The sequence below is a fragment of the Kaistella montana genome (assembly GCF_024436175.1).
In the GTDB taxonomy this organism is placed as follows: Bacteria; Bacteroidota; Bacteroidia; order Flavobacteriales; family Weeksellaceae; genus Kaistella; species Kaistella montana.
In genome coordinates, this window is record NZ_JANFQP010000001.1 from 913,862 (window position 1) to 940,280 (window position 26,419).

Below are 26,419 nucleotides of genomic sequence, written 5' to 3' on the forward strand. Positions count from 1 at the left end.
GATAAATTATTTCAAACTTACATGATTCATTTGACGCATAATCCAACTGTGTTTTCTATTAAGATATCTGGATGGATTTTTCGGATCATATTTTTTCGGATTCGGAAGAATCGTTGCAATCCATGCGGCTTCGCTTTTGGTTAAGTTGTCCGAACTTTTATTAAAATAATATTGCGACGCAGCTTCCACACCGAAAACACCACGTCCCATTTCGATGGAATTTAAATACCGCTCCAAAATCACATCTTTACCCCAAACCAACTCGATGATGAAAGTGTAAACCGCTTCCAAACCTTTTCGGATCCAACTTCTTCCTTGCCAAAGAAAAATATTTTTCGCTGTTTGCTGGGAAATGGTACTTCCGCCGCGCAATTTTTTTCCTTGCTCATTATGTTTCATCGCTTTTTCGATGGCTTTATAATCGAATCCGTTGTGCGTGAAAAAAGCCTGATCTTCCGAAGCAATCACTGCCTTTTTTACGTTGCTTCCCATTTCGTTATAGGATACATAATCGCGTTTCAGCTTTCCGAATTCCAATAAACCGCCTAATTGAGTGATGGTTATAGGAGGATTGAAAAATTTACCCCAAACAATAAAAAGAATATTTGCGAGGATAAGAATATAAATGAGTTTTTTAATTTTCTTCCACATAATTAATTCGTTCTTGAAATCTTCATTTTCTGCTGCAAAAATAGAAATATAATTTACTTTAATTCTTTCATAAAAGTTAAATTATACTCCGGAAACAGCTCCGGATGAAAAATTTTGATGTAATCTTTCAGCATCAAATCAGCACGCACCACTCCACTTTCGAAATAATCATTGGCCTTTTCTTTTTCTTTTCCTGCGATGGTGTATAATTTTCCCTCGTTGTAAACTTTCATTTTTGCATAATTGGGATTCATCTGCAGAAGTTCTTTTTTCGCTTGATGATTCCCTACGTTGATCCAATATTCCGCCATTTCAGCTTTAGCAAAAACCTCTTCAAAACTCATTGGAATCGCCTTAGAATCTGTGTTTTCTGCAAAAATATATTGAGCGTTTGCATCAGCGATGAATTGCGCCAAATTGGTTTTTCCGCCCGGAAGAAACCACTGATTTCCATACATTTCATTGGCTAAAACCAATGGTTTTTTGGTTGAATTTTCGGCTGTTTTTTTTAATGATTGATAATTGTTCTGAATTTCATTAAACTTTTCATCAGCCAATTTTTCTTTGTTAAAAAGCTTTCCGAAAATCAAAAGATATTTTGATTTTGCTAAAGGATTTTGTTCTAAATATTCATCCAGAAAAATAATTTCAATCCCGTTTTTCCTGATTAAATCGTAAGTATTGTCGAAACTTGAAATGTAATTGGTGAAAATCGCATCAGGTTTCAAAGCGATAATTTTCTCAAGATCGTATTTCTGTTCGTTACCGATATTCTGAATTTTTCCAGTCGCAATCAACTTTCGCACTTTATCTGAATACACATATTCCGGACTGGAAATCCCGATAATCGATTGTTCCAAACCCAATTCAGCGAAATAACCCACCAAACTTGCATTCAGCAAAATCACTTTTTTGAAAGGAAGCTGAGCCGGTGAAAATTGATAATTGAATTTACCCGATTTCAACTGATAAGTGGCTCCATTATCTATAAATCGGACATTTTCCGAAATCGATTGCCAATTTTCAGGAGTGTTAACTTCCTGTTTTTTACAGGAAAATATAAGAAAAAGCGATAAAATGTAAAAAAAAGCGGTTTTCATTTCCCAAAGAAAGCAAAAATGTATTATATTTGCAAACCGAAAAACGGCCTCGTGGCGCAACTGAATAGCGCATCTGATTACGGCTCAGAAGGTTACAGGTTTGAATCCTGTCGAGGTCACAAAACCGACATTTGAAGTTATTTTACTTCTTTGTCGGTTTTTTTATTTTCTAATCTATGTGTGTTACGAACAATTCCCTATTGTATTCTCCCCCTAAAAATAGAACCACTCCAATTTTCCTGCTTTTGCCTAAGCACATCTTTCACACTGTAGCACTGTAACATATTTATTATTCTTCCTTTCAAAGAAAAAGCAATTGAATTTTAAAAACCTAATTCTATTTTTAGGTGTACTAAATAATTTTATCAAATAAATCATTTTGTTCCTTAACTTTTAATTGCTATTCATTTCCCAGTTGAACCTTAATATATTATCTTTGTGAAAATTTAAAAACAGAGGAAGCTGAACGGTTTATCATTCAACTTTCATGATAAAATTAGTAGATAACGAGATACCTAATAAAAGTAAATACATGAAATTTTTTATCGACACTGCCAATCTTGAGCAAATTAAAGAAGCACAGGATTTGGGAATTTTAGACGGAGTTACCACCAATCCATCATTGATGGCAAAAGAAGGAATCAACGGGAAAGAAGCGATTCTCAATCATTACAAAACCATTTGCGAAATCGTTGATGGCGATATTTCTGCGGAAGTTCTAAGCACTACTTACGAAGAAATGATCAAAGAAGGTGAAGAATTGGCTGCAATTCACCCCAATATCGTGGTGAAAATCCCGATGATTAAAGATGGTGTGAAAGCTTTGAAGTATTTTTCAAACAAAGGCATCAAAACCAACTGTACACTGATTTTCTCTGCCGGACAAGCTTTATTGGCTGCAAAAGCGGGAGCAACTTATGTTTCTCCTTTCCTTGGAAGATTGGATGATATTTCGGTTGACGGAATGAATTTAATTGAAGAAATCAGAATTATTTTCGATAATTATATGTTCGATACCGAGATTCTTGCAGCATCCATCCGTTCGCCGATGCATATTATCAACTGTGCGAAAATTGGCGCTGATGTAGTAACTTCTCCTCTAGCTTCGATTCTTAATTTATTGAAACATCCACTTACCGACAGTGGTTTGGCACAATTTGTTGCTGATGCTAAGAAAATGGGGTAATCCTCATTTTTAAACATAAAAATAAAGGAGTGAAAATCGCAGGGTTTTCGCTCCTTTTTTCATTTATTTAAGCTAAAATTCAAGCATTTATTTTATACGGAACAGCTTCTTCCGTCATCCTTAATCCCCAGTTTGTGAAGGATTTTGTACATTAAACACCAATTGGTAAAAGCATTTTGTAAAAGATTAACCCCTACAAAACCTGTAAGCCAAAACCAGTTTTCATTGACTTTAATTCCTAAAAAGAGGCCGGAGAGAATTAAAATTCCTGCTACAGCATGTGCGATTCTTGTATGCATATATTTCTTGTTTTAAATTGATTTTTCTAATTGTACTGTCGCGATATGAATGTGCGAAAGGGTTACTTGTTTTGAATTAAATTCTTCTACACTTTTGTAAATTTCGTCAACATATTCGCTTTCTATAAAAACAGTAAATAATAAAGAGTCAGACGCACATCCATATACAAAACTTCAGATTTCTGAATAATGCCATTCTTATAATAATTATCGATTACTTTTTTGTTTGCCAATGTTGTTTTTCTGGCATTTTCTAATGTTTCGGTCATTTTGTACGCCAATTGCAAAGTCATATAGGCTTTTTTGAGTTCGAACTGAACGTATTCTTTGGTTCTTTCAGTTTTAATTTTTAGCACTTCAGATTTTACTTGTCCGGCCTTCTTTTGATACACCGCATCCATATTGATGATGGGTTGCTGAATTTCTAATTTGGTAGCAAAGTTGGAAATGCTTTTTGGTGAATTGAGATTGTCGGGATTGAAATCCGTCATCGTAATCCGTTCCTGATTGAGCTTTGAACCAAACGCATACAACGGATTGGTGGTATTGGAGAATGTGTAAGAAGCATTGATATTCGGGAGATACATCGCTCTTGTTCCCAATAGTTCTGCATCGGCAAGTTCGGCTTCTTTTTGCGCCATTTTTACCTGAAGATTATTATCGAGAATTTTCTGCTCCAATTCGATTCTGGAAATACGAATGGTGTCCTGTGAAAATATCGTTTGAAATGTGGTTATAGATAAAATAAGTACCCAGATTTTTTGCATATCTTTAATTTTTGACAAAATTAGACCGATCAAAACTGTTGTACAGTAACCTTTATCACATAAGAAGATATTTGTTTTTAACAAAAAAAAACCGCCAATAAAGGCGGTTGCAATTAAAATTATTCTGAAAAATTTATATTACTTTAATTTCAGTAATCATCGTGATTTTAGATTTTACTGAATTGGATATTAAACAGTTGGCTTCTGATTTCTGCAAAACTTTTTCCGCTTTTTCTCTGTCTGATTCATTTCTGATGGTGACAATGGGTTCCAAAATCACTTCGGTCATCAGAAATTTGCCTTCAACTTGTTCCAGTTTTCCTTTAGATTTACATTCGAAATGTTCAAATTCCAATTTTGAATTTTCTGCAATTGCAAGAAAAGTAGTCATTAAACAACTGCTTACTGCTGCGGTAAATAGATGTTCCGGCGACCAAATTCCGTCTATTCCTTTAGGAAATTGGGGCGGTGTTGCAATTTCTACGTTTTGTACCAGTTCGGGTGAAGACATTTCGCCTTTACGGTCGTTTTTCCAAGAAATATCTACGTTGTAATAATGTGCTTCCATGATATTATATTTTAGAATTTAAACTACTCCATCCGCCGCCATTGAGTACATTTTTGTATCCATTATTCTCAAGAATGCTTTTCGCAGAAGCACTTCTCATGCCCGATGCGCAACAGGTAATAATGGTTTTGTCTTTGTTTTTCAATTTGGAAAGATTGTTTTGAAGTTCATTCACAGGAATGTTAATAGAATTTTTGATATGCCCTCCAGCGTATTCGCCTTTGTTTCTTACATCAAGAATAATGGCGCCTTCTTTTACAAGTCCAGCGTAGTCGGTTTTATCCATCCCGAAAAGGTTTTTTATTGCATCTAACATTTTATTCATTTTTAAAATTGATAGTGCAAAGGTACGGTTGGGAAAAAGGTCAGTCAGTGATGTAAGTTACATTAGGGTAATTTTATTTCTGGAAAGTTTTATTTTTCCTTCGGTCTCTATCTGTTTCAGGACGCGGCTCACCGCTTCTCTTGTGATGCCGAGTTCGTCAGCAAGCTGTTGATGGGTTACGGAGAGTTCCTTCGATTTATATAATTTTGATTTTTGGTCTAATAAATATAAAAGTCGAGCATCTACTTTTTGAAAAGCAATTGAATTCACCATATTGACCAAATCTTCAAATCTTTTTTGATACAATTCGAATACAAAAGTGGACCATTCAGGATATTTGGTGAGCCATTCTTTGGCTTTCGGAAGCGACAGCATCAAAATTTCGGCATCCTCTTCTACCACTGCTTTTACCTTGGATGTACCTTGAGTAAGTCCTGAAAGTATAGAAGATATACAGCTTTCTCCGGGCGTTAAATAGTACAAAAGAATTTCTCTACCATCCTCTTCCGTTCTTACGACCTTCACACTCCCAGACATCACGAGCGGAATGTAATTAACATAGGAATTCATATCCAAAATCACTGTCCCAGCAGGGAACATTTTTAGTTCGCGGCTGGCTGTAATTTCTTTTTTAAATTCGGAATCTGATATTTCATAAATATTCATATTCAAATATAAGAATTATAATTGTGGAAAGTTGATTTGTTCCTGAAGCCAAGAAAATGGGGTTAAATCTCATTTTTAGGCATAAAAAATCCTGCAAAAACTGCAGGATTTTTTCGTGACCCGGAAGGGACTCGAACCCCCAACCCTCAGAGCCGAAATCTGATATTCTATCCAATTGAACTACCGAGCCGCATTATCTTCATTTACCTGAAAAATTCAGGTGTGGCTGAAGAATTTTCTTAGAAACTAATCTTTACTCCTCCCAAAAACTGTGCTCCCAAAACTTTGTATCCTTTGAAAGTCTGATAGTTGGTGTTCAGTAGATTATTTCCGAGTGCAAAAATACTGAAATTTTTGTGAACTTTGTACTCTGCAGATAGATTTAAATCAGCAAAACCGCCGATTTTATCGTTTTTATCTTCTGTTTCAAGATATACATTTGGAGTAGTTCCGGCTTCGGTGAATGAAAAAGAGTTTGTCGTTTTGTCGGTACTGAAAATAGCTTTTGCACCGAGGTTCAGTTTTTTACCCAACAAGGAGTATTTTCCGCCCAAAGATGCGACTACCAAAGGTTTATTGTAAATATTTTCGTTATTGTCGAGGTTGTATTTTGCGAAACTCAATTCACCATCCAAAACCAAATTTGCCAACGGGAAATATTGGATGCTTCCTTTCACTTCGCTCACCGTTCCGTTGTCGTAAGCTGCAGAGAAGGTGTTCGCAAAGTTATATGGAGAGCGGTTTAGCGAGAAATCATTATTGAATAAACTGTTTGCTTTGAAGAAAAGAATATCGTTCATTTTTGCAAAGCCCGCACTTACATCATATTTAATGCTTTGATCCACATCACCTCGAATTCCGAAATAAAATTTGTATTTCGTTTCCGTCGGTCTCAATTCCTGATCGGAAACCAAATAAGGATTTTCCTCCAACAAATTGGCGTAGGAATTCAGTTTCAAACCACCATCTACACCTCCATAAAACTTAAATTCATCTGCCGCAGCGATTTGCACTTCCGCTTTCGGGAACCAATAAGTTTTGTTGTTTTTAGCTTCTTCTGTTAAAAGATTGCTGTTATTTTTTCCATTTAGGAATGAAAAACCGGAACCGACCATCAAATAAGATTTTCCTTTAAAGAAGGTTAGTTTCGGAGATAAAGTTGCATTAAAATAGTTTGAGGTATTATCATTTAAAAGTGAAAATTCAGAGTTGATGGTTTCTAAATTGATTCCCAAATCTGCATTCATCGTCACCTCATCCATTGGAATTTCCACACCATGCTTGGAAAGGTTCACCAATAATTCCGCCTGAGCTTCCTTCGCATCAAACTTATCCGTTAAAATGGAAGATTTCAAACGAACATCATTCAGAATATTGTTGGAATAAAAATCATAATACCCATTAACCTTGAAACGGTTGGTTTTCTGTTGCAAATCGATATCAGCAGCCGGAGTTAATGCATAAATTCCGTAATAATTGTAATCATTCAAACCGAAATCTGCATTGATGTTGAATTTTCCTTTTTCGCCAAAAGCATTCAAATACGCGCCGATATTTGCAGAACTTTGGCTAGAATCCCAGTTGTATTCCTTCTTCAACCCGTTGGTGGAAAGGAAATGCAAGTCTGCACCTACTTCTATTTGATTTTCAAGTGTGGTTGAAATATTTCCGTCAGCAAGTATTTTACCGAAATTTCCCATTCCGAGTTGGAAATAATTATTCTGATAATCAGCATTGAATTTTGGAGAGATATCTTCGCCCTGAATGGTAGAAGTTTTGAAATCGGAAGCCGCCGGAACATCGGTGATATTGTATTTCAGGTTCAGCGAATCCTGGGTTTTCTTTTCTTTCGGTGGATAATTTTTCTCCGCAGTAACCGATGTTTTTTTCTTTTCTATTTTCTTTACTTCGGGTTCGCGTTTGCGATCCAGGATTAGTTTTTCCTCCTTAATTTGAGAAAATGCAACCTGAGAAATCCCTAAAAACAATATGGATAATATCTGAACTTTCTTTTTCATAAATTCTTTTATCTAATTTTTTGCAGCCGCTTTTTTCAGCACGTGCAATTTGATATTTTTCTTATTTAATAAGCTTTTTTACTTCTTTCGCTTCGGCAACAACCTCCGGGAAATCCTGATAATTCGCAATAATCTGGTCAACGGTATAACTCGCTTGATAATTATCTTTAAGTCCGATGTAGTTTTTCGCCATCAACACCAAAGCTTTTGCGCCCCAATATTCTTCGGAAGCATAATTATTAGCCAATTTGAAGATGGTTTCGTTGGAAGTTTTGAAAGCTTTTGCTTTGTTTTGATAGAATGCTTTCGCATACAATGCTTCTGCAGCTACTTCGGTATTGGTCGATTTTTCCAAAGCAGTGTAAGCTGATTTTGCTTCGTTGTCTTTTCCTTTATTCATCAAGCTTCTAGCTTTAATGACCTTCGCCATTTCCATTACCGCAGTAGAATTTTTAGGATTTGTCAGAACCATATCTGCATAGCTTTCTGCTTTCGCAAAATTCTTTTCGTCTGCATAGATCTTCATCAATTCCAAGTTAGCGAAGTTTTTCACATTCACATTGGTGGAAGCAGCGAGTTGTTCCAAATAGATTTTCGCTTCAGCAGTATTATTTTGATCTAGGTAAATTTGGGCAATTCTGGTTTGCGCATCTTCCTGATAATCGTTCTGAACATGAGCAACTTCCTGTAAAACCAAAAGCGCTTTTGCTGAATTTTTAGTTTGGTAATAACTTTCACCCAATTCGTATTGAGCTTGGTAAAGCCCATCTCCGGTTGGGTTTTGGGTTAAATATTTCTCGTAAAGCGGAATGGCTTTAGCATAATCTTTCGCTGCGTAATAGTTTTTCGCGGAAGTCAGGTTGATTTCATCCAACTCGGAAGCATCAATTCTTACGCCTAAACTTTGTGCAAAACTTTGGTAACCCGCAATGTCGTTATTCTTCACAAATATCGGTCGGGAAGCTTGAACTATTTTGCTTGCGTACGCCGTATTTTTATATTGGTTTCCTAAAGATCTCAATTCAGAGAGCGCTTTGTCGTTTTGGTTAAGGTCGATGTAATTCTGTGCACGGTAAATTTGTGCATTTGCGACCAAATCTTTATCCGAACTGCTTCTGATGACCTGTGAAAAATATTCATTGGAGTTGCTGAAATCATCGTTTGCAGCGTAAGCCGTCGCGATTTCATATTGTGCATCGTCTGTATATTCGGAATCTTTGTACTGATTGAGCAGTTTTTTCAACTCTGCGATTTTGGCAACGGTATCCCCTTTAAAACCAAGAGCCATCGCTTTTTGGAACAAAGTATAATCGTCTGCATTTTCGGCTTTATCATAAATGGCAATCGCTTCATTCAACTGATTATCCGCATAATAAGTATCTGCCAACCGAAGTTCCGCATCATTTTTAAACTCCGGTTTTGGGTTTTTCAGGTATTCCGTGAAATATTGCTTGGCTTTATCGAAGTTTTTCGCTTTAAAATAAGCATACCCCAAATCGTAAGGAAGTTGCTGCTTTTCAGCAAAATCTTCATTCAATAATCTCTCATAGCGCACAATTGCGGAAGGGTAATTGGCCTTCTGGTAATAGGTTTGAGCCAACCAATATGTTGCGCGAGTGTTGTATTCTTTATTGATATTGAACTCCAAACTTCTCAGGAAATAATGTTCCGCTTCGTCGAAATTTCCTTTGTTAAATTCTTCAGTTCCTAAAAGAAAAGAAACTTCCTGATCGATTTTATTGAGTTCCGGTGTGGAATTCGGCATTTTATCGATGGCGCTCAATGTTCCTTTAAAATCCCCTGAATACAAATAAGATTTCACCAAAAGTGATTTCAATTCTTGGGTATCTGCACTTTTCGGGTATTTATTGATAAAATTCTGAATGACAATTGGTGCCGATTCAAAAGGGTTTCCGATATCATAGCTGAGTTTTGCATATTGCAAATGCGCCAGTTGCTGAACTTTAGCATCATAATTCATCTGATAAGCCGACCGGAATGCTGAAAGCGCTTCTTGCTTTTTGCCCACAGAAAGATAAGCGTTCCCCAACTGATAATACGCATTCTGCGAAGTGGCCGAATTGCTGTTGATGAGCTGATTGTAATAAGAAACCGCCTCGTCATATTGCTTCAATTGTGCGGCTACAAATCCCATTTCGTATAAATCGTTTTCAGATGGCGCCGATTTACTCTCCAAATAGTTTTTCAAATGCGGATAAGCCGAAGAATAATCGCCTTTCATGAAATAACTTTCCCCGATAATCTTGTGAACTTCCGCTTTATATCCCTCAGAAATCGACTCGCCAAAAAGAGAATTTCCTTCATTGATGGCTCTGTCGTAATCTTTATCATTAAAATACATCTGCACATAGTAAGGTTTTACCAAATGTGCGTATTTTTCGTTGTCTTTTATTTGATCAAAAAAAGTAAACGCCTTATCGTTTTGCTTATCTGCGTAATACAAATGACCCAACATGTAGGCGATGTCATTTTTATCACTTTCTTCGGCATTTTTATACGCTTCTTCCAACGCTTCAATCGCACCAGCGGAATCACCGGTCATGAATTTCGCATAACCCAATTTCATGATATATTGGGTGTTTTCTTCCCTTGAAAGCTGGTATTGATTGACTTTTTGAAGCGTTTCTAATGCTTTGTCAAAATCTTTTTGAGCTAAATAATAATCCGCCAACGGAAGATTGGCCTGCGCAAAAAAGGCAGAGTTCGGATATTCTTTAATGAAGGCATCCAAACCTTGTTCAGCATGGTTTTTTCTCAGAATCACTCCGATTACGTTATCGAAAAACTGCGATGCCTCTTTTCGGGAATTAGAAAGCGCTCCGTTGTAGAAATACTGTCGTGCGTATTCGAACTGAGCGGCGTTGTAGATTTTATTTTGGTAAAGATTTTCAGCAAGACCATAACGGTAGTTTTCGCGGTCACTGAAATATTGAGATTGCTGAGCATCGGAAAATCCATAATAGAAAATCGCGGTGGCAATGATGATGTTTTTTGACTTCATTTATTCCTTATTTTCAGAAAGGTTTTTATGGAGGTCTATTCTATTTAAGAAAAAAACTCTCCACATTAAGTCAACGAAAATAAAGAAAACTTATTGCCTACACAAGAAAAATCACTTATTGTGGATATGTGGATAAGTGTTGTTTCTGATGTAGGAAGTATGATGTATGATGTAAAAAGTACATTGTACTAAGTATTCAAATCCGCAAAATCCGCGAGAGTAATAAAAACCTCTCGCAGATTTTACGAATTTAGCAGATTCTCTTGGTGTCTTTGTTTTAAAAAATCTTTTTTCTTTCCTCTTTCTTCTTACCTCTAAAAAAATCAATTCCTGTTCTTCAACAATACCCAGCCTTGTCTTTGTTCCGATTTTTGAGTGAGGGTATCAAACCATACCACGTTGTACCAATAAGTTCCGGTTGGTAAGGCGCGACCGTTGGATTTGCCATCCCAAACAAACTTCTTATTATTTTGAGATTCGAATACTTTGTTGCCATAGCGATCGACAATTTGGATGGTGAAACTTTCCATTTTATCGAGGTTTTCGATGGTCCAAGTATCGTTGATTCCGTCTCCGTTCGGGGTGAAAGCATTGTGAATTTTAATGAAATAAATGGTTTTTGGTTCACCCAAACATCCCGTTGCCGATTCCACTTGCACCGTATAGGAACTGGCGGTTGGATTCATCAGTGTTGCAGTAGGTTGACCTACCCCATTGAAATAATATCGATAAGGTGCTGCGCCTCCAGAAGCAATCACTTCAATGGAATTGTTAGTTTGGTTGATAAGGTCTATTTTTGGTTGATTTTCATCTGAAACCGTAAAATTATGAGTGTAAGTACAGCCAAGAGAATTGGTTAACTCCACTGAATAATTTCCAACTTTTGTAATTGATACTGTTTGAGAAGTCTCACCAGTACTCCAAGTTCTAAAGGGATTTTCTGTTCCTGCATCAATCGTTAAAGTTTCTCCATAGCAAATGTAATATTTACTTTGTAAAGTGGAAGATAGTGTAGGAGTATTTACTTTGAGATTAATTTTCCCCGTTGAGAGACAAAAACCAGGAATACTGATTCGTGCATAAACGGTTTGTGAAAAAGCAATTTCGTTGGTATAATTTACAGCAATTGGCTGGGTGAAATTCTCGTCTTTAAAATATTCAAAAATGGCGTTGGAATTTGTATTGAAATCAGCTTTTTTTGAATTCAAATCGAAGGAAATTTTCCCATCAAAGTCGGTATCGCAAACTAAAAAATCAGTTTCAAATTTTAATAAAGGAGTATTTGAGCCTTTAACAAATGTAACCGTTTGAAGATCAGAAACGCAACCAGTAGTTTTATCTTTTATGAAAAACTTCACTGTTTTTGGTAGTATTGAAACATCAAAAGTAATAGATAGAGGATTACCAAATTCATCAGTAAATGTATATTGGTTTGAATTATTGATTACCGCATTCTGAAAATCAGCTAATGAATAATTCAATTCTTCACAAATCACCAACTGAGATAAAATAGAAGTAGGTTTTGGGTAATAACTTAAATTAAAAATAACCGTACCAGAGCAAGTGGAATTATATTTTAACGTGATTTTAGGTTTAAAACCAAAAACAGTAGGGTCATAATTTTCATACTGATCTTTGGTCAGTAAAGTGCCGTTTTCAGCTAAATATTCGAAGACATAATTTATTTTGGAATCTACGGACTCCAACAGATCTGTTATATTTTGAGATAAATTAAATTTCTCTCCTGCACATTTTTTTAAATTAATACCTAAAGGATTTTTGAATTTTGGTGTATTATAAACATATAATGTAATGATAGGGAAAGCATCCGCAACACAATTTGTACTATTATCTACCACTCTTATGTAGAGAGTCGTTTCTCCCATTCCGCTCCGATAAGCTGATGCATTTAGAATAGGATTGTCTCCTTTTTTTGCATCCTCTAAGTTGAAATGATAGCTTATGGTAACATCTCCATTATTTACTAGATTATCAAATAAAGCATGCAAGTTGTAAGTTTGGGAACTCGCACATTGTTGTAAATTAGGATCGTTGGGGCTGGGTTGGTTAGCTATTACAGAGGGAAAGAAATCAAAATTAAGTTTTACTCTACTTTCACAATTAAAATTGGCAGCTGATAATTTAACAAAAATAGAATTATTAGTTTTTGGATTTACAGGATTGGTATTAAATGTTGTTCCATCTGTAGAAAAAGTCACATCATACACACTTCCTGGATAAAAGGTGTTTTTAAAATCAGTGGTTGTATAACTGGTGATATTATCACATAATTTATTAGAAGTTAAAACTTTACCATTTTCCGGGAAAGAGAGGTAAGAAATACTAAAAATGGATGTAAGGTTACAAGATGGGGTGATACCTGAATTTGTAGTAGCGTGTAGGGTTAGATTTTTGGTCTGTCCAGAATTTAAATTAATTGTAGTAATCGGAGTTGTAGAACCAGATTCAGTAAAATAATAGGTATAATCTGGACCAGTCGGATAGTCAGTTTCGGAAGCTAAATTAAATGTTTTCGATGGTAAATTCAGTTGATCACACCTGTAAATAGTCTTATTGGCACTAAGAAATGGTGGTAAAACCGAGCTAATACTCACTGATTTCATATCAGAATCCTCGGTGCAGTTGGTCGTACTATTTTTCACCCGAACAAAGTAACTGCCGTTTCCAACTGTAATGCTAGTTCCCGTTTGCAGAAAAGTAGGATCCGTGGTAGAATGCCATTCATAAGTGAGATTCGGATCGGGATTAATCACGCTTATTTTCGCGGGATTTCCACATCCGGAAGAATAATCTGGATCTGTGATCTGTGCTTTTTTAAGCTGATTAAAAGTGACCGTTTTCGTTTCCGGGTCACCGACTTGATGTTGGAATTCATCAAAATAAGTGACTTCCACTTTTAGGATATCGCCATCATTTGGAACAAAATTGGAAAGTGTGGAACTCGTTTCAGACAGCGGTGTAGCGTTTTTGTACCATTTGAATTGTGGTGTGAGGTTTTGATTTGGTTTAAAAACCCATACCACACCTTCGCTGTTCCAAGATCCATTGTTATAATTAAAGGCATTATTGCTATGTTGTGGAACTTTAAATTTTGTAGCATTCTCATTCTGAATTCCAAGAATCGCGTTATATGAATATTCTGTTTTATTATTCACATAAATTACAATTCTGCCGTCCGCAAAAAGAATAATATTGCTGTAATAAGAGGTGCTTGAATTTAAACCAGTTCCATTGGTGCGGATCTGATTCTGAAAAGAAACCATTAATGCCTGTACCCCTCCTATGCTGAGGTTTTTATAGGAATGATTAACACTTGAATTCTGTGATTTAGGTACCAAATCGGTATAACCAAAAAAAATCTGTGCGAGATTCAGTTCTTGCTTAGAAGGAGATTTATAAACTTTGTTGTAATCCGTAGAAGGCAAAACGGAATAACCATTATATCCCGATATTCCACTAAAAGTTCGGTCGGTGTAAATGTTGGGATCTTTTAAGAAATCAAGTGTAGGATCGTTCGTAAAAACCAATCTTCCGTTGCTTCCCATTACTACTTTAGTGTATGTTTTACCATAAAAGCTAAAGAAAAATCCAATAGGAAACGCTTCGCTGAATTTATTGCTTCCTGCTGCATCAAAATTGATGGGCGTGCTTCCTGCCGAAAAGGGATAATTGGACGGAAGGTCTTTGGTTATGGCATAATCCCCAGTCGAAGTCGCCACCGCGTCTACTTTCAGCTTAAATTTTTCATCTGTACAGAAATACTGCTTATCGGGATAGTTTACATTCGTATAAGGATTATAAAGATTAACCGACTGCGCAAATCCATTGATCAATAAAAGAACAAATAATATCATGTATATTCTTCTCATTCCGAAAGTGTTTGCCCAAAAATACAATTTTTATTAGAAAGAGAGGGCGACAAATTACTTTCAGGCGAGTGATCTGGCTTCAACTTACAAACCTAAAACAAACACCACTTAAGGGTTAGATTCGAATCAAACAGCATTTTCCTTCGAATCAGCTTCGGAAAAGGTACCTTTTTTCCGAAGCCAACTGCTATCTGATTCGAACGTGATTCGAACACAAGCCTAATTTCCCCTTCTATTTTGTCAATAAAAATCAAAAATATATAATGTATAGCAGAAGTATTGTGATCTGCTTAATATGCAAAATCTACAAGAAATATCATCGCTATATTCTTCAAGTACTCCTGCTAATTTTTCAAAAAAACGCCATGCGAAAAGAGAGAAGCATTATTCAAAGGGGCAAAAATACCGCTGTTTACTAGTACAGAAAACAGGAGATTAGCTCAATATTTTCGATGCCGAAAAAGACCGTTTTTGCCGTTTTTGCCGAAAAAGACTGTTTTTGCCGAAAAGGGAGGTTTTTGCCGTTAGGAGGTTAGTGCCTTTATGGTGGGCTAGGACTGGGCTTTGCCTAGGCTTTAACAAGGGGGAAATTAGGCTTTGGAAAAAAGAAAGATTTTCGACTAGAGATAAAACATCAGACAATGATTTGTCTTAAAATAACTATACACATTAATAACATACATTCAATCCGTCAAATCAATTTTTTAGGCATGTATTTTCAATAAACATCAGTTAATAATGAAGTGTCTATTTAAACGCATTTGCTATAAAAATTATGTTATTGCGTGAATAATTCTTAAATTTACAAAAAATTACATTTGCAAGTGATTCATCAGAAATTAACACCCAAGCAGAAAGCTTTAGCCATTAATTTAGACGCCAACATTTATGGAACTTTTGCCGAAATCGGTGCAGGTCAGGAGACGGTGCGTCATTTTTTCAGAGCTGGAGGTGCATCGCAAACTATTGCGAAAGCCATGTCGGCTTATGACAAAGATTTCAGTGATGCAATTTACGGAAAAGAGCCCAAAAATAGATACGTTACACAGAACAGACTCCGTAAAATGCTTCGCTACGAAGTTGCATTAATCGAAGAACGTTTAACAAGAGAAAACTGTCCCGGCAGAAAATTTTTTTCCTATGCCAATACCGTAACCACCATCAATTTCAATAAAACGATGCAAGGTCACGGCTGGGTTGGGTTGCGATTTCAATTGGATGAAACAGAAGATTATAATGAAATTGTTTTTCATGTAAAATTCAAAGAAAATGATGCTACTTTACAACAAGAAACTCTTGGAAGTCTTGGAGTAAATTTAATTTATGGCGCATACAACTTGTCCGACAATCCGCGAAAACTCATCGAGTCGCTTTATGATGATATTTCAACCGATAATGTAGAAATTGACATGATCGATTTCAGCGGACCGGCTTTCACCTATGTTGACAACCGCTTAATGAGTCTTCAATTGGTGAAAAACGGAATGACCGATGCGGTAATTTTCAACTCCGAAGGAAATAACATGCTTCCAGCCGATATTCTTTACAAAAAGAATATTTTTGCTGTACGCGGAAGTTTCCGTCCTGTAACATTGGTCAACATCGATATGTTCGAAAAAGGACTCGAGATGTTTATGAAAGATTCCCATTGTGGTCACGAGCAAACGGTAGTTCTTTTCGAAATTACCATTTCCAATTTAAGAGCTGCTGGAGACATTGATGAACGCGATTTCCTTGACAGAGTGGATGTATTAGCTAAACTTGGCTACACCGTCATCATTTCAAATTTCTCAGAATATTATCGTCTTATCGACTATTTCGCCAATTATACCAACGGTAAAATCGGAGTAGCAATGGGCGTTAACAATCTTTTGGATGTATTCGACGAAAACTATTACAAAAATCTTTCTGGGGGAATTCTAGAAGCATTCGGTAAATTCTTTAAACAAGATATGACGGTTTATCTTTATCCTTATAAAGATCCTGAAACCCACGAATCTCTTACTTCAAACAACTTGAAAGTTCATGATAATTTGAAAGAATTATACAAGTATTTCAAACTCAATCAGCGGATTGTTGATATTAAAAATTACAACCCCGATTACTCTGAGATCTACTCCCGAGAAATACTCAACAAAATTGCCAATCATGAAACCGGCTGGGAAAAGCAAGTACCAGATGGCGTTTCCGATATGATCAAAGAACGCGGAATGTTTGGCTACAAGGAAGAATTAAAACTCAAAGAATTTTCATAAATAAAAATAAAATGTCAGAAATAAAAAAAAGACTTTCCTCCATCTTGGAAAGCCCAACTCACAATACTGAAGCTAAATTGCAGAAAATCTGCCAACTCTTGGATCAGGAAATTTCGTATTTCAACTGGACCGGATTTTACTTTAAAAACGGTGATAAAGAGGAACTCATTCTAGGACCTTATGTAGGTGCAGAAACCGACCACACCATCATTCCTTTCGGGAAAGGAATTTGCGGGCAAGTTGCAGTTTCTAACGAAACCTTTGTGGTTCCGGATGTTCACGATCAGGACAATTATTTAAGTTGTTCCATCGATACCAAGGCTGAAATCGTGGTGCCCATCATCAAAAATGGCGAAAATATTGGTCAGATTGATATTGATTCTCATTCTTTAGATCCTTTCACCGCCGAAGACCGCGAAATGCTAGAATGGCTTTGCGACGAGATTGCGAAAATTATCTAATCAGAATTATTCTAAAATAAAAAAAAGTGTGGATCTATTAAAATCCACACTTTTTGCTTTTATTGAAAATCTCTTATTTTCCAGCCAAATCAGAAATTCCTTTTTTATCTAAACGGAAAACCGTCCATTCCTCCATCGGTTTGGCTCCCAAAGCTTTGTAAAATTCAATGGAAGGCGTATTCCAATCGAGGACCGACCATTCAAAACGTCCGCAATTTTTGGCTGCTGCAATTTTTGCCAATTCGATAAGCAGCGATTTTCCGTATCCTTTTCCGCGGTGTTCCGGCTCTACAAACAGATCTTCAAGATAAATCCCCGGCTTGCCTACAAAGGTTGAAAAATTATAAAAATAAAGCGCAAATCCAACAGGATTCTCATCTTCTTCCGCAATTAATACTTTCGCAAAATTATTGCTGAATATATTTTCTTTGAGCTCTTCCACAGAAGTGATCACATCATTCTCGAGTTTTTCGTAAACCGCTAATTTTTTAATCAAATCAAAAATAATGGGAGTATCGTTTTCTGTGGCTTTCCGGATTTTAAACATTGTTTTTTTTTATCCATCAAAAATAATCAATTTTAATGGAATTTTCGAGAGAATACCTACTTCATAGCCCCGATTGAACGGCATGTTTGAGCTCTTTTTTCTTTTTGAAGGGATTTTGCGTTGGCAAAAGAAAAAAAGCGAGTAGTGAAAGCAGGAAATAGCTCCTAAAAAAAACCTCCGGAAAAAATCTCTCCGAAGGTTTCTATGATTATTGATTTGATGTCTTAAATTTCAGTATTCAAATCCCAGTTCTGTAAATAATCGTGGACATGTTTCAGGAACATTCCGCCCAGTGAACCGTCTACTACACGGTGATCGTAAGAATGCGACATGAACATCAAATTACGAATCGCAATCACATCGCCGTCTTTTGTTTCCAAAACTGCAGGCTTTTTCACAATCGCTCCAACTGCCAAAATTGCCACTTGAGGTTGTGGAATAATTGGTGTTCCCATCAAATTTCCGAATCCTCCGACATTAGAAATCGTATAAGTAGCACCTTGTGTATCTTCTGGCTTTAATTTTTTATTTCTTGCTCGGTAAGCCAAATCATTGATCGCTTTCGCAAGGCCGGAAAGTGAGAGTTGATCAGCATTTTTAATCACAGGAACAATTAAATTTCCGTCCGGAAGTGCAGTCGCCATTCCGATATTGATGTTTTTCTTTTTAATGATTTTATCGCCGTCCACGGAAACATTGATCAATGGGAAGTCTTGGATAGCCTTCACGATTGCTTTCACGAAAATAGGCATGTAAGTCAGTTTTTCGCCTTCTCTTTTTTCGAAAATATCTTTATGTTTCGTTCTCCATTTCACCACGTTCGTCACATCTGTTTCGATGAAAGAAGTGACATGCGGAGAAATTCTTTTGGAATTTACCATTGCATCGGCGATAATCTTGCGGACTCTGTCCATTTGTATGATTTCATCACCTTCTGAAACTTGAACAGGCACTGCAACCGGTGCGGCAACTTGTACCGGAGCAGCTACAGGAGCCGAAGCTTGAGGAGTTTCCACGGGTTTACTATTACCGCGATTGGCAACATAAGACAAGATATCTTCTTTTGTAATTCTGCCTTCCAAACCGCTTCCTTTGATGGATTGCAATTCAGTTTCGGAAATATTTTCTTGATGTGCAATATTTTTAACTAAAGGTGAAAGATAAATATCACCGGAAAATTCCTGTGGAGCAGAATTTTGCAAAGGTTTCTCCAGTTCTTTTACTTCTTCGTTGGTAAGCTGAGGAATTTCTGTCTGTACTTCGGCATGAAATTTTGTTTCTTGCGGCTGTTCTGCAACTGCTTCACCAGCACCGGCAACTTCCAGAATTGCGATTGCTTCGCCAATTTTAGCAACTTCGTCTTTCTGCTTAAGGATTTTAATAATTTTCCCAGAAACAGGCGTCGGAACATCAGAATCCACTTTATCGGTCGCAATTTCTACGACAGAATCGTCTTCTTTTACGGTATCGCCTTCATTAAACAACCAGCTGATTACTGTAGCTTCCATCACGCCTTCTCCCATTGAAGGAAGTAATAATTTATATTCTGCCATTTTTTTATTTTGGATTTTCACAAAGATAAAAATTTTTGCGGATTAAAGAAATCTTAATTTTTGTACCTGTTTTTTGCTTTTATGGCAAATGATTTTTTCATATTGGAATCTTCAGATTTGTGGAAAAGTTTTCAGTAAATTTCACTAGGCTTTGATTAAATTTGCATTTATATTTAAATCAAAAAATGAAAAATTTATATATCGTAGCCTTATTCCACATTAAAGAAAATTACTTGATGGATGCTATAGAACTCCTGAAGAAACTGGTATTCGAAACCCGTAAAGAAGAAGGCTGCCTGCAATATGATTTAATTGAAGACATCGAAAATAAAGGTGTTTTTTTCTTGGTAGAACTTTGGGAAACCGAGGAACATCACCATCAACACAACGGTTCGGAACATCTTTTTGAATTCCGAAAAAATGCCGCTCCTCTTTTTGAAAGTTCAACGGAAGTTTACCGCGGATCGAAACTTTTCTAGAAAAACACAATTTGAACTCGCTTTCAAATACAAGAAAATATCCCATAACAAAGCAATATTTTATTTGTTTTGCTTCTATTGCAGTACTTTCTGGGCTTTGCTATTTATTTAAAAATGACTTGAGCTACAAAGTTACGGCCTTGCTTCTCTTGCTATTGGTCACTATTTTGGCAATGCTTTTTGATATTTTACCCATTCTTTTTTCAGCGGTTTTCAGTGCATTGATTCAGAATTTCTTTTTTATTGCTCCTTATTTTACATTTCATATCAGTAATCCGGAAGATATTTTGCTCTTTTTCATTTATCTTTCAGTGGCTTTGGTAAACGTTGTTTTGAGTTTTAAAATACGGGAAAAAGAAAAAAAGTCGCGGAACAAAGAAGAAAAGGTAAACACGATAAAATTGTATAATACTTTGCTGAATTCTCTTTCTCACGAATTAGAACACCGATTGCAACAATCATCGGAGCAGTGGATACTTTAAAAGAAAAAAAACATTGAAATTCCTGAAAATCTGCAAACCGAATTGCTCAACGAAATTGATATTGCGAGTTTAATACTTAATCGACAGGTTGAAAATTTACTGAATATGAGCAGGCTAGAATCAGGGATATTTGGACTAAAACCCGAATGGACGGATGTAAATGAATTGATTTTTTCTGTCATTCATCAATTTACTGCAGCAAAAAATCATCAAATTATTTTTGATGCCGATGAAAAGCTTCCTTTAATGAGGTTTGATGGGGTTTTGATGGGACAGATTTTATATAATTTGGTTCATAATGCCGTTATTTATACCCCTGATTTTTCAACAATAAAACTTGGTTGTTCCTTAGAAAATGATTTTTCCATCATCCAAGTTATCGATGATGGAAACGGGTTTCCTGAAAACGAAATCCCTTTTGTTTTTGATAAATTTTACAGACTACCAAATTCCAAAACCGGCGGAAGCGGACTCGGACTTTCCATCTCAAAAGGATATGTAGAAGCCCATAACGGAACCATCGAACTTAGAAATAATGAAGATCGTGGCGCTGTTTTTACCTTGAAAATTCCTGTAGAAAGTTCTTATATTAATAATTTAAAGAATGAATAAAGCTCAAATTTTAATTATTGATGATGAACCTCAAATTCAAAAACTCCTTCAAATAACTTTGGAAAGTAACGATTATGAAGTTATTCAAGCAGAAACGGGGAAACAAGGAATTTTGATGGCCGCTAATTATTCTCCCTATTTAATTTTGTTGGATTTGGGTTTACCCGACAAAAACGGCCACGAAGTTCTAAAAGAATTAAGAACTTGGTTCAGTAAAGCAATCATCATTCTTTCGGTGATTAATCATGAAAACGACATTGTTTCCGCTTTGGATTCCGGAGCGACAGATTATTTGACAAAACCCTTCAGAAATGCCGAATTATTAGCAAGAACAAGAGCTGCGATTAGAAACAATCAACCCAAAAATGATTTACCAACAGAAACTTTCGATGATTTAGAAATCGATTTCATGGCAGGAACGGTAAAGAAAAATTCAGAAATTCTGAAATTTACCAGCACCGAATTTAAAATTCTTTCGCTATTCGCAAAAAATGAAGGCAGAGTGCTCACTCATCAATTTATTTTGAAAGAAGTTTGGGGAGTTGGTCATCAAACAGAAATTCAGTATTTGCGGGTTTTTGTAGGGAATTTGAGAAAAAAATAGAGAAAAACCCCAACCAGCCGGAACACATCATCACCGAAAGCGGTGTAGGTTACCGGTTTCATTAAAAATAGTCACTACTATTGATTTTTTTTAAATCTTTATAAAATCTTTATACTTTCCTACAACTGTTTTATATTTCCTTTATGGCATAGTCGTCACCTTTGTGCAGTAATAAAAACTGTATTTAAGACGACAAATTCTGCCCATTCATCGGCATTTAACAAAGTTACCTTCGCATCTGTACTCGTTGCTTTGGGAATAATTTATGGAGACATCGGAACCAGTCCACTCTATGTGATGAAAGCTATTGTAAGCTCCCGAAAAATTGATGGATTATTAATTTACTGAGGTGTTTCTTGCGTCTTTTGGACATTGGTTTTCCAAACCTCTGTTAAATATATTTGGCTCACTTTAAAAGCCTGATAACCAAGGCGAAGGTGGTGTTTTTTCGCTCTATGCATTGGTCAGAAGATACGGCAAAAAATTAGTGATACCCGCAATTTTAGGAGCCACTATTCTGCTTGCGGATGGAATTATCACGCCGCCAATTTCCGTAGCTTCTGCTGTGGAAGGCTTAGGAATGATTAAAGGACTTGAAAATACCATTGTTGCGGAAAATTCTGTTACCATTGGAATTGTGGTGGTGATTTTATCGCTTTTATTTTTCTTTCAAAGGTTCGGAACAAATGCTGTCGGGAAATTTTTCGGACCAATTTACCTCCGATAATACCCCCTGGTTTTTTAATGGAATTCGTCTACAAATTTATCCTACAAAACATTTAAAAATAGAATCTTGGTTGATCAACGGATGGCAAAGTTACGGGAGATTCAATGCAATGCCCGGATTTGGCGGAAATATTACCTGGACTCCAAACAGTAATTTGAAATTAATTACCAATAATTATTACGGCTCAGATGCAGCTGGAATCCCTGATAGAAAACGTTTTCACAGTGACAACAGCCTTCTTTACCGATATTATAACCAACCCAAATCCACAAAGATTTCAAGAATGGCATTTTCTTTCACAGGTGATTTTGGTTTTGAAAAAGGTGGTGGTGTAAACGGTTTGAAAAATGGCGGCGCAGAAAACGGACCTGCTCAATATTTTTTGAGTGCAATGTTTTATAACCGAATTTGGTTTGCAAAAAATAAATTCGCTTGGACCTTCGGTGGTGGCGTCATGACCAATCCAGGAAGATATTTGGTACTTTATCCTACCGGTCAAGCCAGCCCGTTGCCTAATCCGGATAATCCGACACAAACTGAAGGAGCATTTCCTTTCAGCGCAAATCCGGGCGATAAATTCACCGCTTGGGATTGCTCTACGAATTTAGATTTTATGCCCAATCAAAGCATTACTTTTCGGTTGGAATATGTTCATCGCCAAGCGAATGTCCCCTACTTTGCAGGATCGGGAGGCGTGACTTCGCAAACAGGTTATTCCACTTCCGCTCTTGATCCCAATTGGAAACCCGATTTAGTAAAAACCGAAAATCGGATTATTTTAGCTTTATTATTTAGACTATAAATTAATTCAATTCAGCATCAAACACTTCCATGAAGTATTTTTTTATTTTGTTTTTTAATTCAATAATTTCTTCTGAAGAAAATTCTCTTTCGAGTTCCCGCTTCAAAGAAGTTACCGTTTTATCCTTGATTCCGCATGGAATGATGTATTCAAAATATCTTAAATCCGTATTTACATTTAATCCAAAACCGTGCATAGTAACCCATTTCGAAGTTTTCACGCCCATCGCACAGATCTTCCGTTGATAAGGTTTTCCCACATCCAGCCAAACTCCAGTTTCGCCTTCACTTCTTTCACCTATTAAGCCGTATTCTGCAATAGTTCTGATGATTACTTCCTCCAGATTTCGCATGTAAAGGAAAATATCAGATTTAAAATTATCCAGATCCAAAACCGGATATCCCACCAACTGTCCGAAACCGTGATAAGTAATGTCTCCGCCACGATTCGTTTTCACAAAGGTGGCATTTATTTCTTTCAGCTTTTCGGAATTAGCGAGCATATTATGTTCATCGCCGGATTTTCCTAAAGTATAAACGTGGGGATGCTCCACAAAAAGCAGATAATTAGGGGTTTCTTCATATTCTCCATCGGTTCTTTCGCGGTTTTTCAGTTTCAGTTCAATGATTTCTTTCATTAATTTTTCCTGATAGCTGAATGCCGGTTCATAATCCATCAAACCCAATTCCTCAAATTTTAAGGTTCTGTTTTGTGTCTTTGTCATTATTTATTTTTTATTTGAAAGCCAACTTTATCACAGTTGATTTTTTGGAAACATCCTCAATTTAGAAAATGTTTTTTTTAATTTTCCTGAATATTTTAACGTTCAAAAATACAAAATTAATTTATTATGCTTTGAATAAAATTTCTGGAATCTTCTTTCCAATTGTTATTATCCATAAGAATTTTCACAAAAGCAGTTCCGATAATTCCTCCTGCAGATTTTTGAGTAATAGTTTCAAAAACGGATTTATTTTTAATTCCAAAACCAATCATCACTGGATTTTTCAATTTTAAATTTGAAATTCGGCTCAAATACGCTTCATTATTAACTACTTTTTGAGAATTTCCTGTTGTTGAAGAACTAGAAACCGCATACAAAAACCCCGAACTCAGTGAATCGAGGTAGAGAATTCGCTCATCTGAAATTTCTGGTGTGATCAAAAAGGTGAAATTCAAGTGATACTTTTCTAGAATCTGTCTGTAATTTTTTTCAAATTCAATCGGTGGCAAATCCGGAATAATTAATCCGGAAACTCCTGATTCTGCACATTCTTCACAAAATTTCTCGAAACCAAAACTTAAAACCGGATTGATATAACCCATCAAAATTACCGGAATATTAATTTCTGATTTCACCGACTTTAGCTGCTCGAAAAGTTTGGCAATCGTCATTCCGTTTGACAAAGCCAGTTCGTGCGCTTTCTGAATCACTTCACCATCAGCAACAGGATCGGAATAAGGCATGCCGATTTCCACAAAATCAGCACCTGAACTTTGAATAATTCTCAGAATTTCCGGAGTGTCTTCTAACTTTGGAATTCCCGCTGTGAAATAAATATTGAGTTTTTTATTGATCATTTTTGCTAATTTTTAATCCAAATTTTAAAGATAGGTTTCCATGTCTTTATCACCGCGTCCGCTGAGACAAATCACTACTACATCGTCTTTTCCAAAAGCTTTCTTTTCCAAAATCGCCAATGCATGCGCGCTTTCCAAAGCTGGAATAATGCCTTCTAGCCGAGTAAGTTCCAAAGCAGATTTCAGGGCTTCATCATCATTAATGCTAAAAAATTTCGCCCGTTTTTCTTTAAATAAATTCGCATGAAAAGGCCCAATTCCAGGATAATCCAACCCTGCAGAAATTGAATGTGGCTCGATAACTTGTCCGTCTTCCGTTTGCATCACCAAACTTTTACTTCCGTGCAAAACGCCCAAAGTTCCCAAAAAAGTAGTCGCTGCCGATTTGCCTGAATCCACGCCAAAACCACCCGCTTCAGCGGCAATTAGTTTTACATTTTCTTCGTTCACGAAATGGTAGAAAGTCCCTGCAGCATTACTTCCACCTCCAACGCATGCGATTAAGTAATCGGGATTTTCTCGACCAATTTTTTCTTTTAATTGCGCTTTTATTTCTTCAGAAATTACACTTTGAAATCTTGCTACCAAATCGGGAAACGGATGCGGACCTACCACACTTCCGATAATGTAATGTGTCGTTGTTGAGTTATTTATCCAGTCGCGTAACGCCTCATTTACCGCGTCTTTCAAAGTTTTCGAACCAGAAGTTGCAGGGATTACCGTTGCTCCGAGCATTTTCATTCTCGCAACATTTGGAGCTTGTCTTGCGATATCGATTTCGCCCATGTAAACGATACATTCCAAACCGAGCAATGCGCATGCAGTAGCCGTTGCAACGCCATGTTGACCAGCTCCGGTTTCTGCAATGATGCGTTTTTTACCTAATTTTTTAGCGAGTAAAGCCTGACCGAGTGCATTATTAATTTTATGTGCGCCGGTATGATTCAAATCTTCTCTTTTCAGGTAGATTTGCGTCTCGTATTTTTCGCTTAAATTTTTCGCAAAATATAGCGGCGTCGCTCTTCCTACATAGTTTTTCAGCAAATCCTGAAATTCTTCTTGGAATTCCGAAGACTCAATAATGTTAAGATAATTATTCTGTAATTCTTCGACATTCGGAAAAAGCATTTCGGGGACAAAAGCGCCACCAAATTCTCCGTAATATCCATTTTCGTCGGGATTTTTATAATTTTTCATAGAGTTGTTTTATTTTTTTTAAATCCTTTATTCCTGGCTCGGTTTCAAATTTTGAATTGATGTCGAGGGAAATCGGTTGAGTGTTGAGCGTTGAAAGTTGCTGGACGTTTTCCAAAGAAATTCCACCACTTAAAAAATATGGAATTGGGATTTCTAATTCGTTCAAAATTTCCCAGTCAAATGTTTCTCCGGTTCCGCCAAAAGCTTTGGAATCGGTATCAAAAAGAAGATAGTTGATCGTTGACAGTTGATGGTTGATGGTTTTTTGCAGTTCACCTGCAGTTTGATTTCCAATTCTTATGACCTTGATAATATCCATATTAAAAGGCAATTGAGTTTTCAAATTCGCAATATAATTTTCGTTTTCATCGCCGTGTAATTGAATGATATCAAGTTGAGCTTCCGAAGCGATTTCAACAATTCCTTTAATGCTTTCATTCACAAAAACGCCAACTTTTCCGGTATGTGATATTTCAGCAATTTCCTTTAAAGTCAAATGATTCAGAACATATCTCGGTGATTTTTCATAAAAAATAAAGCCCAAAAAATCTACTTTCAAAGAAATTAATTCCTGAATTTGATCGATTTTTGTTAATCCACAAACTTTTAGTTTCATCATTTAAATAT

At 36.3% G+C, this 26,419-nt stretch carries 26 protein-coding genes and 2 tRNA genes; 11 read left to right on the top strand and 17 right to left on the bottom strand.

The window, feature by feature from the left end; all coding sequences use genetic code 11:
* Positions 1-6: 6 nt before the first annotated feature.
* Positions 7-651 carry a monofunctional biosynthetic peptidoglycan transglycosylase gene (gene mtgA, locus NOV28_RS04225; protein WP_255927890.1) on the bottom strand — a complete coding sequence of 215 codons (645 nt, stop codon included), beginning with the start codon at positions 649-651 and terminating at the stop codon, positions 7-9.
* Between the two features lie 53 nt (positions 652-704).
* The gene (locus NOV28_RS04230; protein WP_255927892.1) at positions 705-1,751 is read right to left on the bottom strand and encodes an ABC transporter substrate-binding protein; all 1,047 of its coding nucleotides are present in this window, start codon (positions 1,749-1,751) and stop codon (positions 705-707) included.
* 45 nt (positions 1,752-1,796) lie between these two features.
* Here NOV28_RS04230 and NOV28_RS04235 point away from each other — a divergent pair.
* Positions 1,797-1,870, top strand: a tRNA-Arg gene (locus NOV28_RS04235).
* Between the two features lie 413 nt (positions 1,871-2,283).
* Positions 2,284-2,937: a fructose-6-phosphate aldolase gene (gene fsa / locus NOV28_RS04240; RefSeq protein ID WP_255927894.1), complete on the top strand. Its 654-nt coding sequence runs from the start codon at positions 2,284-2,286 to the stop codon at positions 2,935-2,937.
* A 92-nt stretch (positions 2,938-3,029) separates the two neighbouring features.
* Here the strand turns inward: fsa and NOV28_RS04245 are convergent, their stop codons facing one another.
* The 9 genes from NOV28_RS04245 to NOV28_RS04285 all read right to left on the bottom strand — a co-directional run bounded on the left by NOV28_RS04245 (position 3,030) and on the right by NOV28_RS04285 (position 14,492).
* Positions 3,030-3,236 (bottom strand): YgaP family membrane protein, encoded by a 207-nt coding sequence (locus NOV28_RS04245; RefSeq protein WP_255927896.1) that lies wholly within the window; start codon positions 3,234-3,236, stop codon positions 3,030-3,032.
* 122 nt (positions 3,237-3,358) lie between these two features.
* Positions 3,359-4,003 carry a TolC family protein gene (locus NOV28_RS04250; RefSeq protein WP_255927898.1) on the bottom strand — a complete coding sequence of 215 codons (645 nt, stop codon included), beginning with the start codon at positions 4,001-4,003 and terminating at the stop codon, positions 3,359-3,361.
* A gap of 133 nt (positions 4,004-4,136) precedes the next feature.
* Positions 4,137-4,571, bottom strand: a complete 435-nt coding sequence (locus NOV28_RS04255) for an OsmC family protein (protein WP_255927900.1) — start codon at positions 4,569-4,571, stop codon at positions 4,137-4,139.
* A gap of 4 nt (positions 4,572-4,575) precedes the next feature.
* The gene (locus tag NOV28_RS04260) at positions 4,576-4,887 is read right to left on the bottom strand and encodes a rhodanese-like domain-containing protein (RefSeq protein WP_255928701.1); all 312 of its coding nucleotides are present in this window, start codon (positions 4,885-4,887) and stop codon (positions 4,576-4,578) included.
* A gap of 66 nt (positions 4,888-4,953) precedes the next feature.
* Positions 4,954-5,562, bottom strand: coding sequence for a Crp/Fnr family transcriptional regulator (locus tag NOV28_RS04265; RefSeq protein WP_255927902.1), 609 nt, complete (start codon positions 5,560-5,562; stop codon positions 4,954-4,956).
* A 116-nt stretch (positions 5,563-5,678) separates the two neighbouring features.
* Positions 5,679-5,752: transfer RNA gene (locus tag NOV28_RS04270), tRNA-Arg, on the bottom strand.
* Positions 5,753-5,801: 49 nt separating this feature from the next.
* Positions 5,802-7,580 (bottom strand): TonB-dependent receptor, encoded by a 1,779-nt coding sequence (locus NOV28_RS04275; RefSeq protein WP_255927904.1) that lies wholly within the window; start codon positions 7,578-7,580, stop codon positions 5,802-5,804.
* Positions 7,581-7,641: 61 nt separating this feature from the next.
* Positions 7,642-10,602 (bottom strand): tetratricopeptide repeat protein, encoded by a 2,961-nt coding sequence (locus tag NOV28_RS04280; RefSeq protein ID WP_255927906.1) that lies wholly within the window; start codon positions 10,600-10,602, stop codon positions 7,642-7,644.
* Between the two features lie 323 nt (positions 10,603-10,925).
* Complete coding sequence (locus NOV28_RS04285) at positions 10,926-14,492, bottom strand: T9SS type B sorting domain-containing protein (protein WP_255927908.1); 3,567 nt, start codon at positions 14,490-14,492, stop codon at positions 10,926-10,928.
* 827 nt (positions 14,493-15,319) lie between these two features.
* On the opposite strand from NOV28_RS04285, the gene NOV28_RS04290 reads away from it, so the two are divergent.
* Together NOV28_RS04290 and NOV28_RS04295 are read left to right on the top strand one after the other, a co-directional pair.
* Positions 15,320-16,747: a TonB-dependent receptor gene (locus NOV28_RS04290; RefSeq protein ID WP_380265237.1), complete on the top strand. Its 1,428-nt coding sequence runs from the start codon at positions 15,320-15,322 to the stop codon at positions 16,745-16,747.
* Between the two features lie 11 nt (positions 16,748-16,758).
* On the top strand, positions 16,759-17,208 hold the full coding sequence (locus tag NOV28_RS04295) for an XrtF-associated fRMsr-like GAF protein (RefSeq protein ID WP_255927912.1): 450 nt from the start codon (positions 16,759-16,761) through the stop codon (positions 17,206-17,208).
* A 73-nt stretch (positions 17,209-17,281) separates the two neighbouring features.
* Here the strand turns inward: NOV28_RS04295 and NOV28_RS04300 are convergent, their stop codons facing one another.
* Positions 17,282-17,755: a GNAT family N-acetyltransferase gene (locus tag NOV28_RS04300; protein ID WP_255927914.1), complete on the bottom strand. Its 474-nt coding sequence runs from the start codon at positions 17,753-17,755 to the stop codon at positions 17,282-17,284.
* 224 nt (positions 17,756-17,979) lie between these two features.
* The gene (locus NOV28_RS04305; protein ID WP_255927916.1) at positions 17,980-19,308 is read right to left on the bottom strand and encodes a dihydrolipoamide acetyltransferase family protein; all 1,329 of its coding nucleotides are present in this window, start codon (positions 19,306-19,308) and stop codon (positions 17,980-17,982) included.
* A 185-nt stretch (positions 19,309-19,493) separates the two neighbouring features.
* Here NOV28_RS04305 and NOV28_RS04310 point away from each other — a divergent pair, with 185 nt between their 5' ends.
* From NOV28_RS04310 to NOV28_RS04340, 7 genes are all read left to right on the top strand, one after another.
* Positions 19,494-19,787: a putative quinol monooxygenase gene (locus NOV28_RS04310; RefSeq protein ID WP_255927918.1), complete on the top strand. Its 294-nt coding sequence runs from the start codon at positions 19,494-19,496 to the stop codon at positions 19,785-19,787.
* 11 nt (positions 19,788-19,798) lie between these two features.
* On the top strand, positions 19,799-20,269 hold the full coding sequence (locus NOV28_RS04315) for a DUF4118 domain-containing protein (RefSeq protein ID WP_255927920.1): 471 nt from the start codon (positions 19,799-19,801) through the stop codon (positions 20,267-20,269).
* Positions 20,270-20,374: 105 nt separating this feature from the next.
* Complete coding sequence (locus NOV28_RS04320; RefSeq protein WP_255927922.1) at positions 20,375-20,881, top strand: sensor histidine kinase; 507 nt, start codon at positions 20,375-20,377, stop codon at positions 20,879-20,881.
* On the top strand, positions 20,874-21,485 hold the full coding sequence (locus tag NOV28_RS04325; protein WP_255927924.1) for a response regulator transcription factor: 612 nt from the start codon (positions 20,874-20,876) through the stop codon (positions 21,483-21,485). Before NOV28_RS04320 ends, NOV28_RS04325 begins: the two co-directional genes overlap by 8 nt.
* A gap of 252 nt (positions 21,486-21,737) precedes the next feature.
* Complete coding sequence (locus NOV28_RS04330) at positions 21,738-21,833, top strand: KUP/HAK/KT family potassium transporter (RefSeq protein ID WP_255927926.1); 96 nt, start codon at positions 21,738-21,740, stop codon at positions 21,831-21,833.
* Positions 21,834-21,945: 112 nt separating this feature from the next.
* Entirely contained in the window at positions 21,946-22,212 is a 267-nt protein-coding gene (locus NOV28_RS04335) for a KUP/HAK/KT family potassium transporter (protein WP_255927928.1), read from the top strand.
* Positions 22,172-23,014: an outer membrane beta-barrel protein gene (locus tag NOV28_RS04340; protein ID WP_255927930.1), complete on the top strand. Its 843-nt coding sequence runs from the start codon at positions 22,172-22,174 to the stop codon at positions 23,012-23,014. The genes NOV28_RS04335 and NOV28_RS04340 overlap by 41 nt, the downstream gene beginning before the upstream one ends.
* A 1-nt stretch (position 23,015) precedes the next feature.
* Here the strand turns inward: NOV28_RS04340 and lipB are convergent, their stop codons facing one another.
* From lipB to NOV28_RS04360, 4 genes are all read right to left on the bottom strand, one after another.
* Complete coding sequence (gene lipB / locus NOV28_RS04345; protein ID WP_255927932.1) at positions 23,016-23,738, bottom strand: lipoyl(octanoyl) transferase LipB; 723 nt, start codon at positions 23,736-23,738, stop codon at positions 23,016-23,018.
* Positions 23,739-23,854: 116 nt separating this feature from the next.
* On the bottom strand, positions 23,855-24,595 hold the full coding sequence (gene trpA, locus NOV28_RS04350; protein ID WP_255927934.1) for a tryptophan synthase subunit alpha: 741 nt from the start codon (positions 24,593-24,595) through the stop codon (positions 23,855-23,857).
* 24 nt (positions 24,596-24,619) lie between these two features.
* Positions 24,620-25,792 carry a tryptophan synthase subunit beta gene (gene trpB, locus NOV28_RS04355; RefSeq protein WP_255927936.1) on the bottom strand — a complete coding sequence of 391 codons (1,173 nt, stop codon included), beginning with the start codon at positions 25,790-25,792 and terminating at the stop codon, positions 24,620-24,622.
* Positions 25,779-26,408: a phosphoribosylanthranilate isomerase gene (locus NOV28_RS04360; protein WP_255928703.1), complete on the bottom strand. Its 630-nt coding sequence runs from the start codon at positions 26,406-26,408 to the stop codon at positions 25,779-25,781. The genes trpB and NOV28_RS04360 overlap by 14 nt, the downstream gene beginning before the upstream one ends.
* Positions 26,409-26,419 lie beyond the last annotated feature (11 nt).

Excerpts from the sequence above, each read along its gene's own strand:
- trpB (WP_255927936.1), bottom strand. The coding sequence starts at position 25,792 with ATGAAAAATTATAAAAATCCCGACGAAAATGGATATTACGGAGAATTT.
- NOV28_RS04340 (WP_255927930.1), top strand. The coding sequence starts at position 22,172 with ATGCTGTCGGGAAATTTTTCGGACCAATTTACCTCCGATAATACCCCC.
- NOV28_RS04250 (WP_255927898.1), bottom strand. The coding sequence starts at position 4,003 with ATGCAAAAAATCTGGGTACTTATTTTATCTATAACCACATTTCAAACG.
- trpA (WP_255927934.1), bottom strand. The coding sequence starts at position 24,595 with ATGATCAATAAAAAACTCAATATTTATTTCACAGCGGGAATTCCAAAG.
- NOV28_RS04230 (WP_255927892.1), bottom strand. The coding sequence starts at position 1,751 with ATGAAAACCGCTTTTTTTTACATTTTATCGCTTTTTCTTATATTTTCC.
- NOV28_RS04255 (WP_255927900.1), bottom strand. The coding sequence starts at position 4,571 with ATGGAAGCACATTATTACAACGTAGATATTTCTTGGAAAAACGACCGT.
- NOV28_RS04260 (WP_255928701.1), bottom strand. The coding sequence starts at position 4,887 with ATGTTAGATGCAATAAAAAACCTTTTCGGGATGGATAAAACCGACTAC.
- mtgA (WP_255927890.1), bottom strand. The coding sequence starts at position 651 with ATGTGGAAGAAAATTAAAAAACTCATTTATATTCTTATCCTCGCAAAT.
- lipB (WP_255927932.1), bottom strand. The coding sequence starts at position 23,738 with ATGACAAAGACACAAAACAGAACCTTAAAATTTGAGGAATTGGGTTTG.
- NOV28_RS04275 (WP_255927904.1), bottom strand. The coding sequence starts at position 7,580 with ATGAAAAAGAAAGTTCAGATATTATCCATATTGTTTTTAGGGATTTCT.
- NOV28_RS04285 (WP_255927908.1), bottom strand. The coding sequence starts at position 14,492 with ATGAGAAGAATATACATGATATTATTTGTTCTTTTATTGATCAATGGA.
- NOV28_RS04265 (WP_255927902.1), bottom strand. The coding sequence starts at position 5,562 with ATGAATATTTATGAAATATCAGATTCCGAATTTAAAAAAGAAATTACA.
- NOV28_RS04245 (WP_255927896.1), bottom strand. The coding sequence starts at position 3,236 with ATGCATACAAGAATCGCACATGCTGTAGCAGGAATTTTAATTCTCTCC.
- NOV28_RS04325 (WP_255927924.1), top strand. The coding sequence starts at position 20,874 with ATGAATAAAGCTCAAATTTTAATTATTGATGATGAACCTCAAATTCAA.
- NOV28_RS04310 (WP_255927918.1), top strand. The coding sequence starts at position 19,494 with ATGAAAAATTTATATATCGTAGCCTTATTCCACATTAAAGAAAATTAC.
- NOV28_RS04280 (WP_255927906.1), bottom strand. The coding sequence starts at position 10,602 with ATGAAGTCAAAAAACATCATCATTGCCACCGCGATTTTCTATTATGGA.
- NOV28_RS04305 (WP_255927916.1), bottom strand. The coding sequence starts at position 19,308 with ATGGCAGAATATAAATTATTACTTCCTTCAATGGGAGAAGGCGTGATG.
- fsa (WP_255927894.1), top strand. The coding sequence starts at position 2,284 with ATGAAATTTTTTATCGACACTGCCAATCTTGAGCAAATTAAAGAAGCA.
- NOV28_RS04300 (WP_255927914.1), bottom strand. The coding sequence starts at position 17,755 with ATGTTTAAAATCCGGAAAGCCACAGAAAACGATACTCCCATTATTTTT.
- NOV28_RS04295 (WP_255927912.1), top strand. The coding sequence starts at position 16,759 with ATGTCAGAAATAAAAAAAAGACTTTCCTCCATCTTGGAAAGCCCAACT.
- NOV28_RS04360 (WP_255928703.1), bottom strand. The coding sequence starts at position 26,408 with ATGAAACTAAAAGTTTGTGGATTAACAAAAATCGATCAAATTCAGGAA.
- NOV28_RS04320 (WP_255927922.1), top strand. The coding sequence starts at position 20,375 with ATGAGCAGGCTAGAATCAGGGATATTTGGACTAAAACCCGAATGGACG.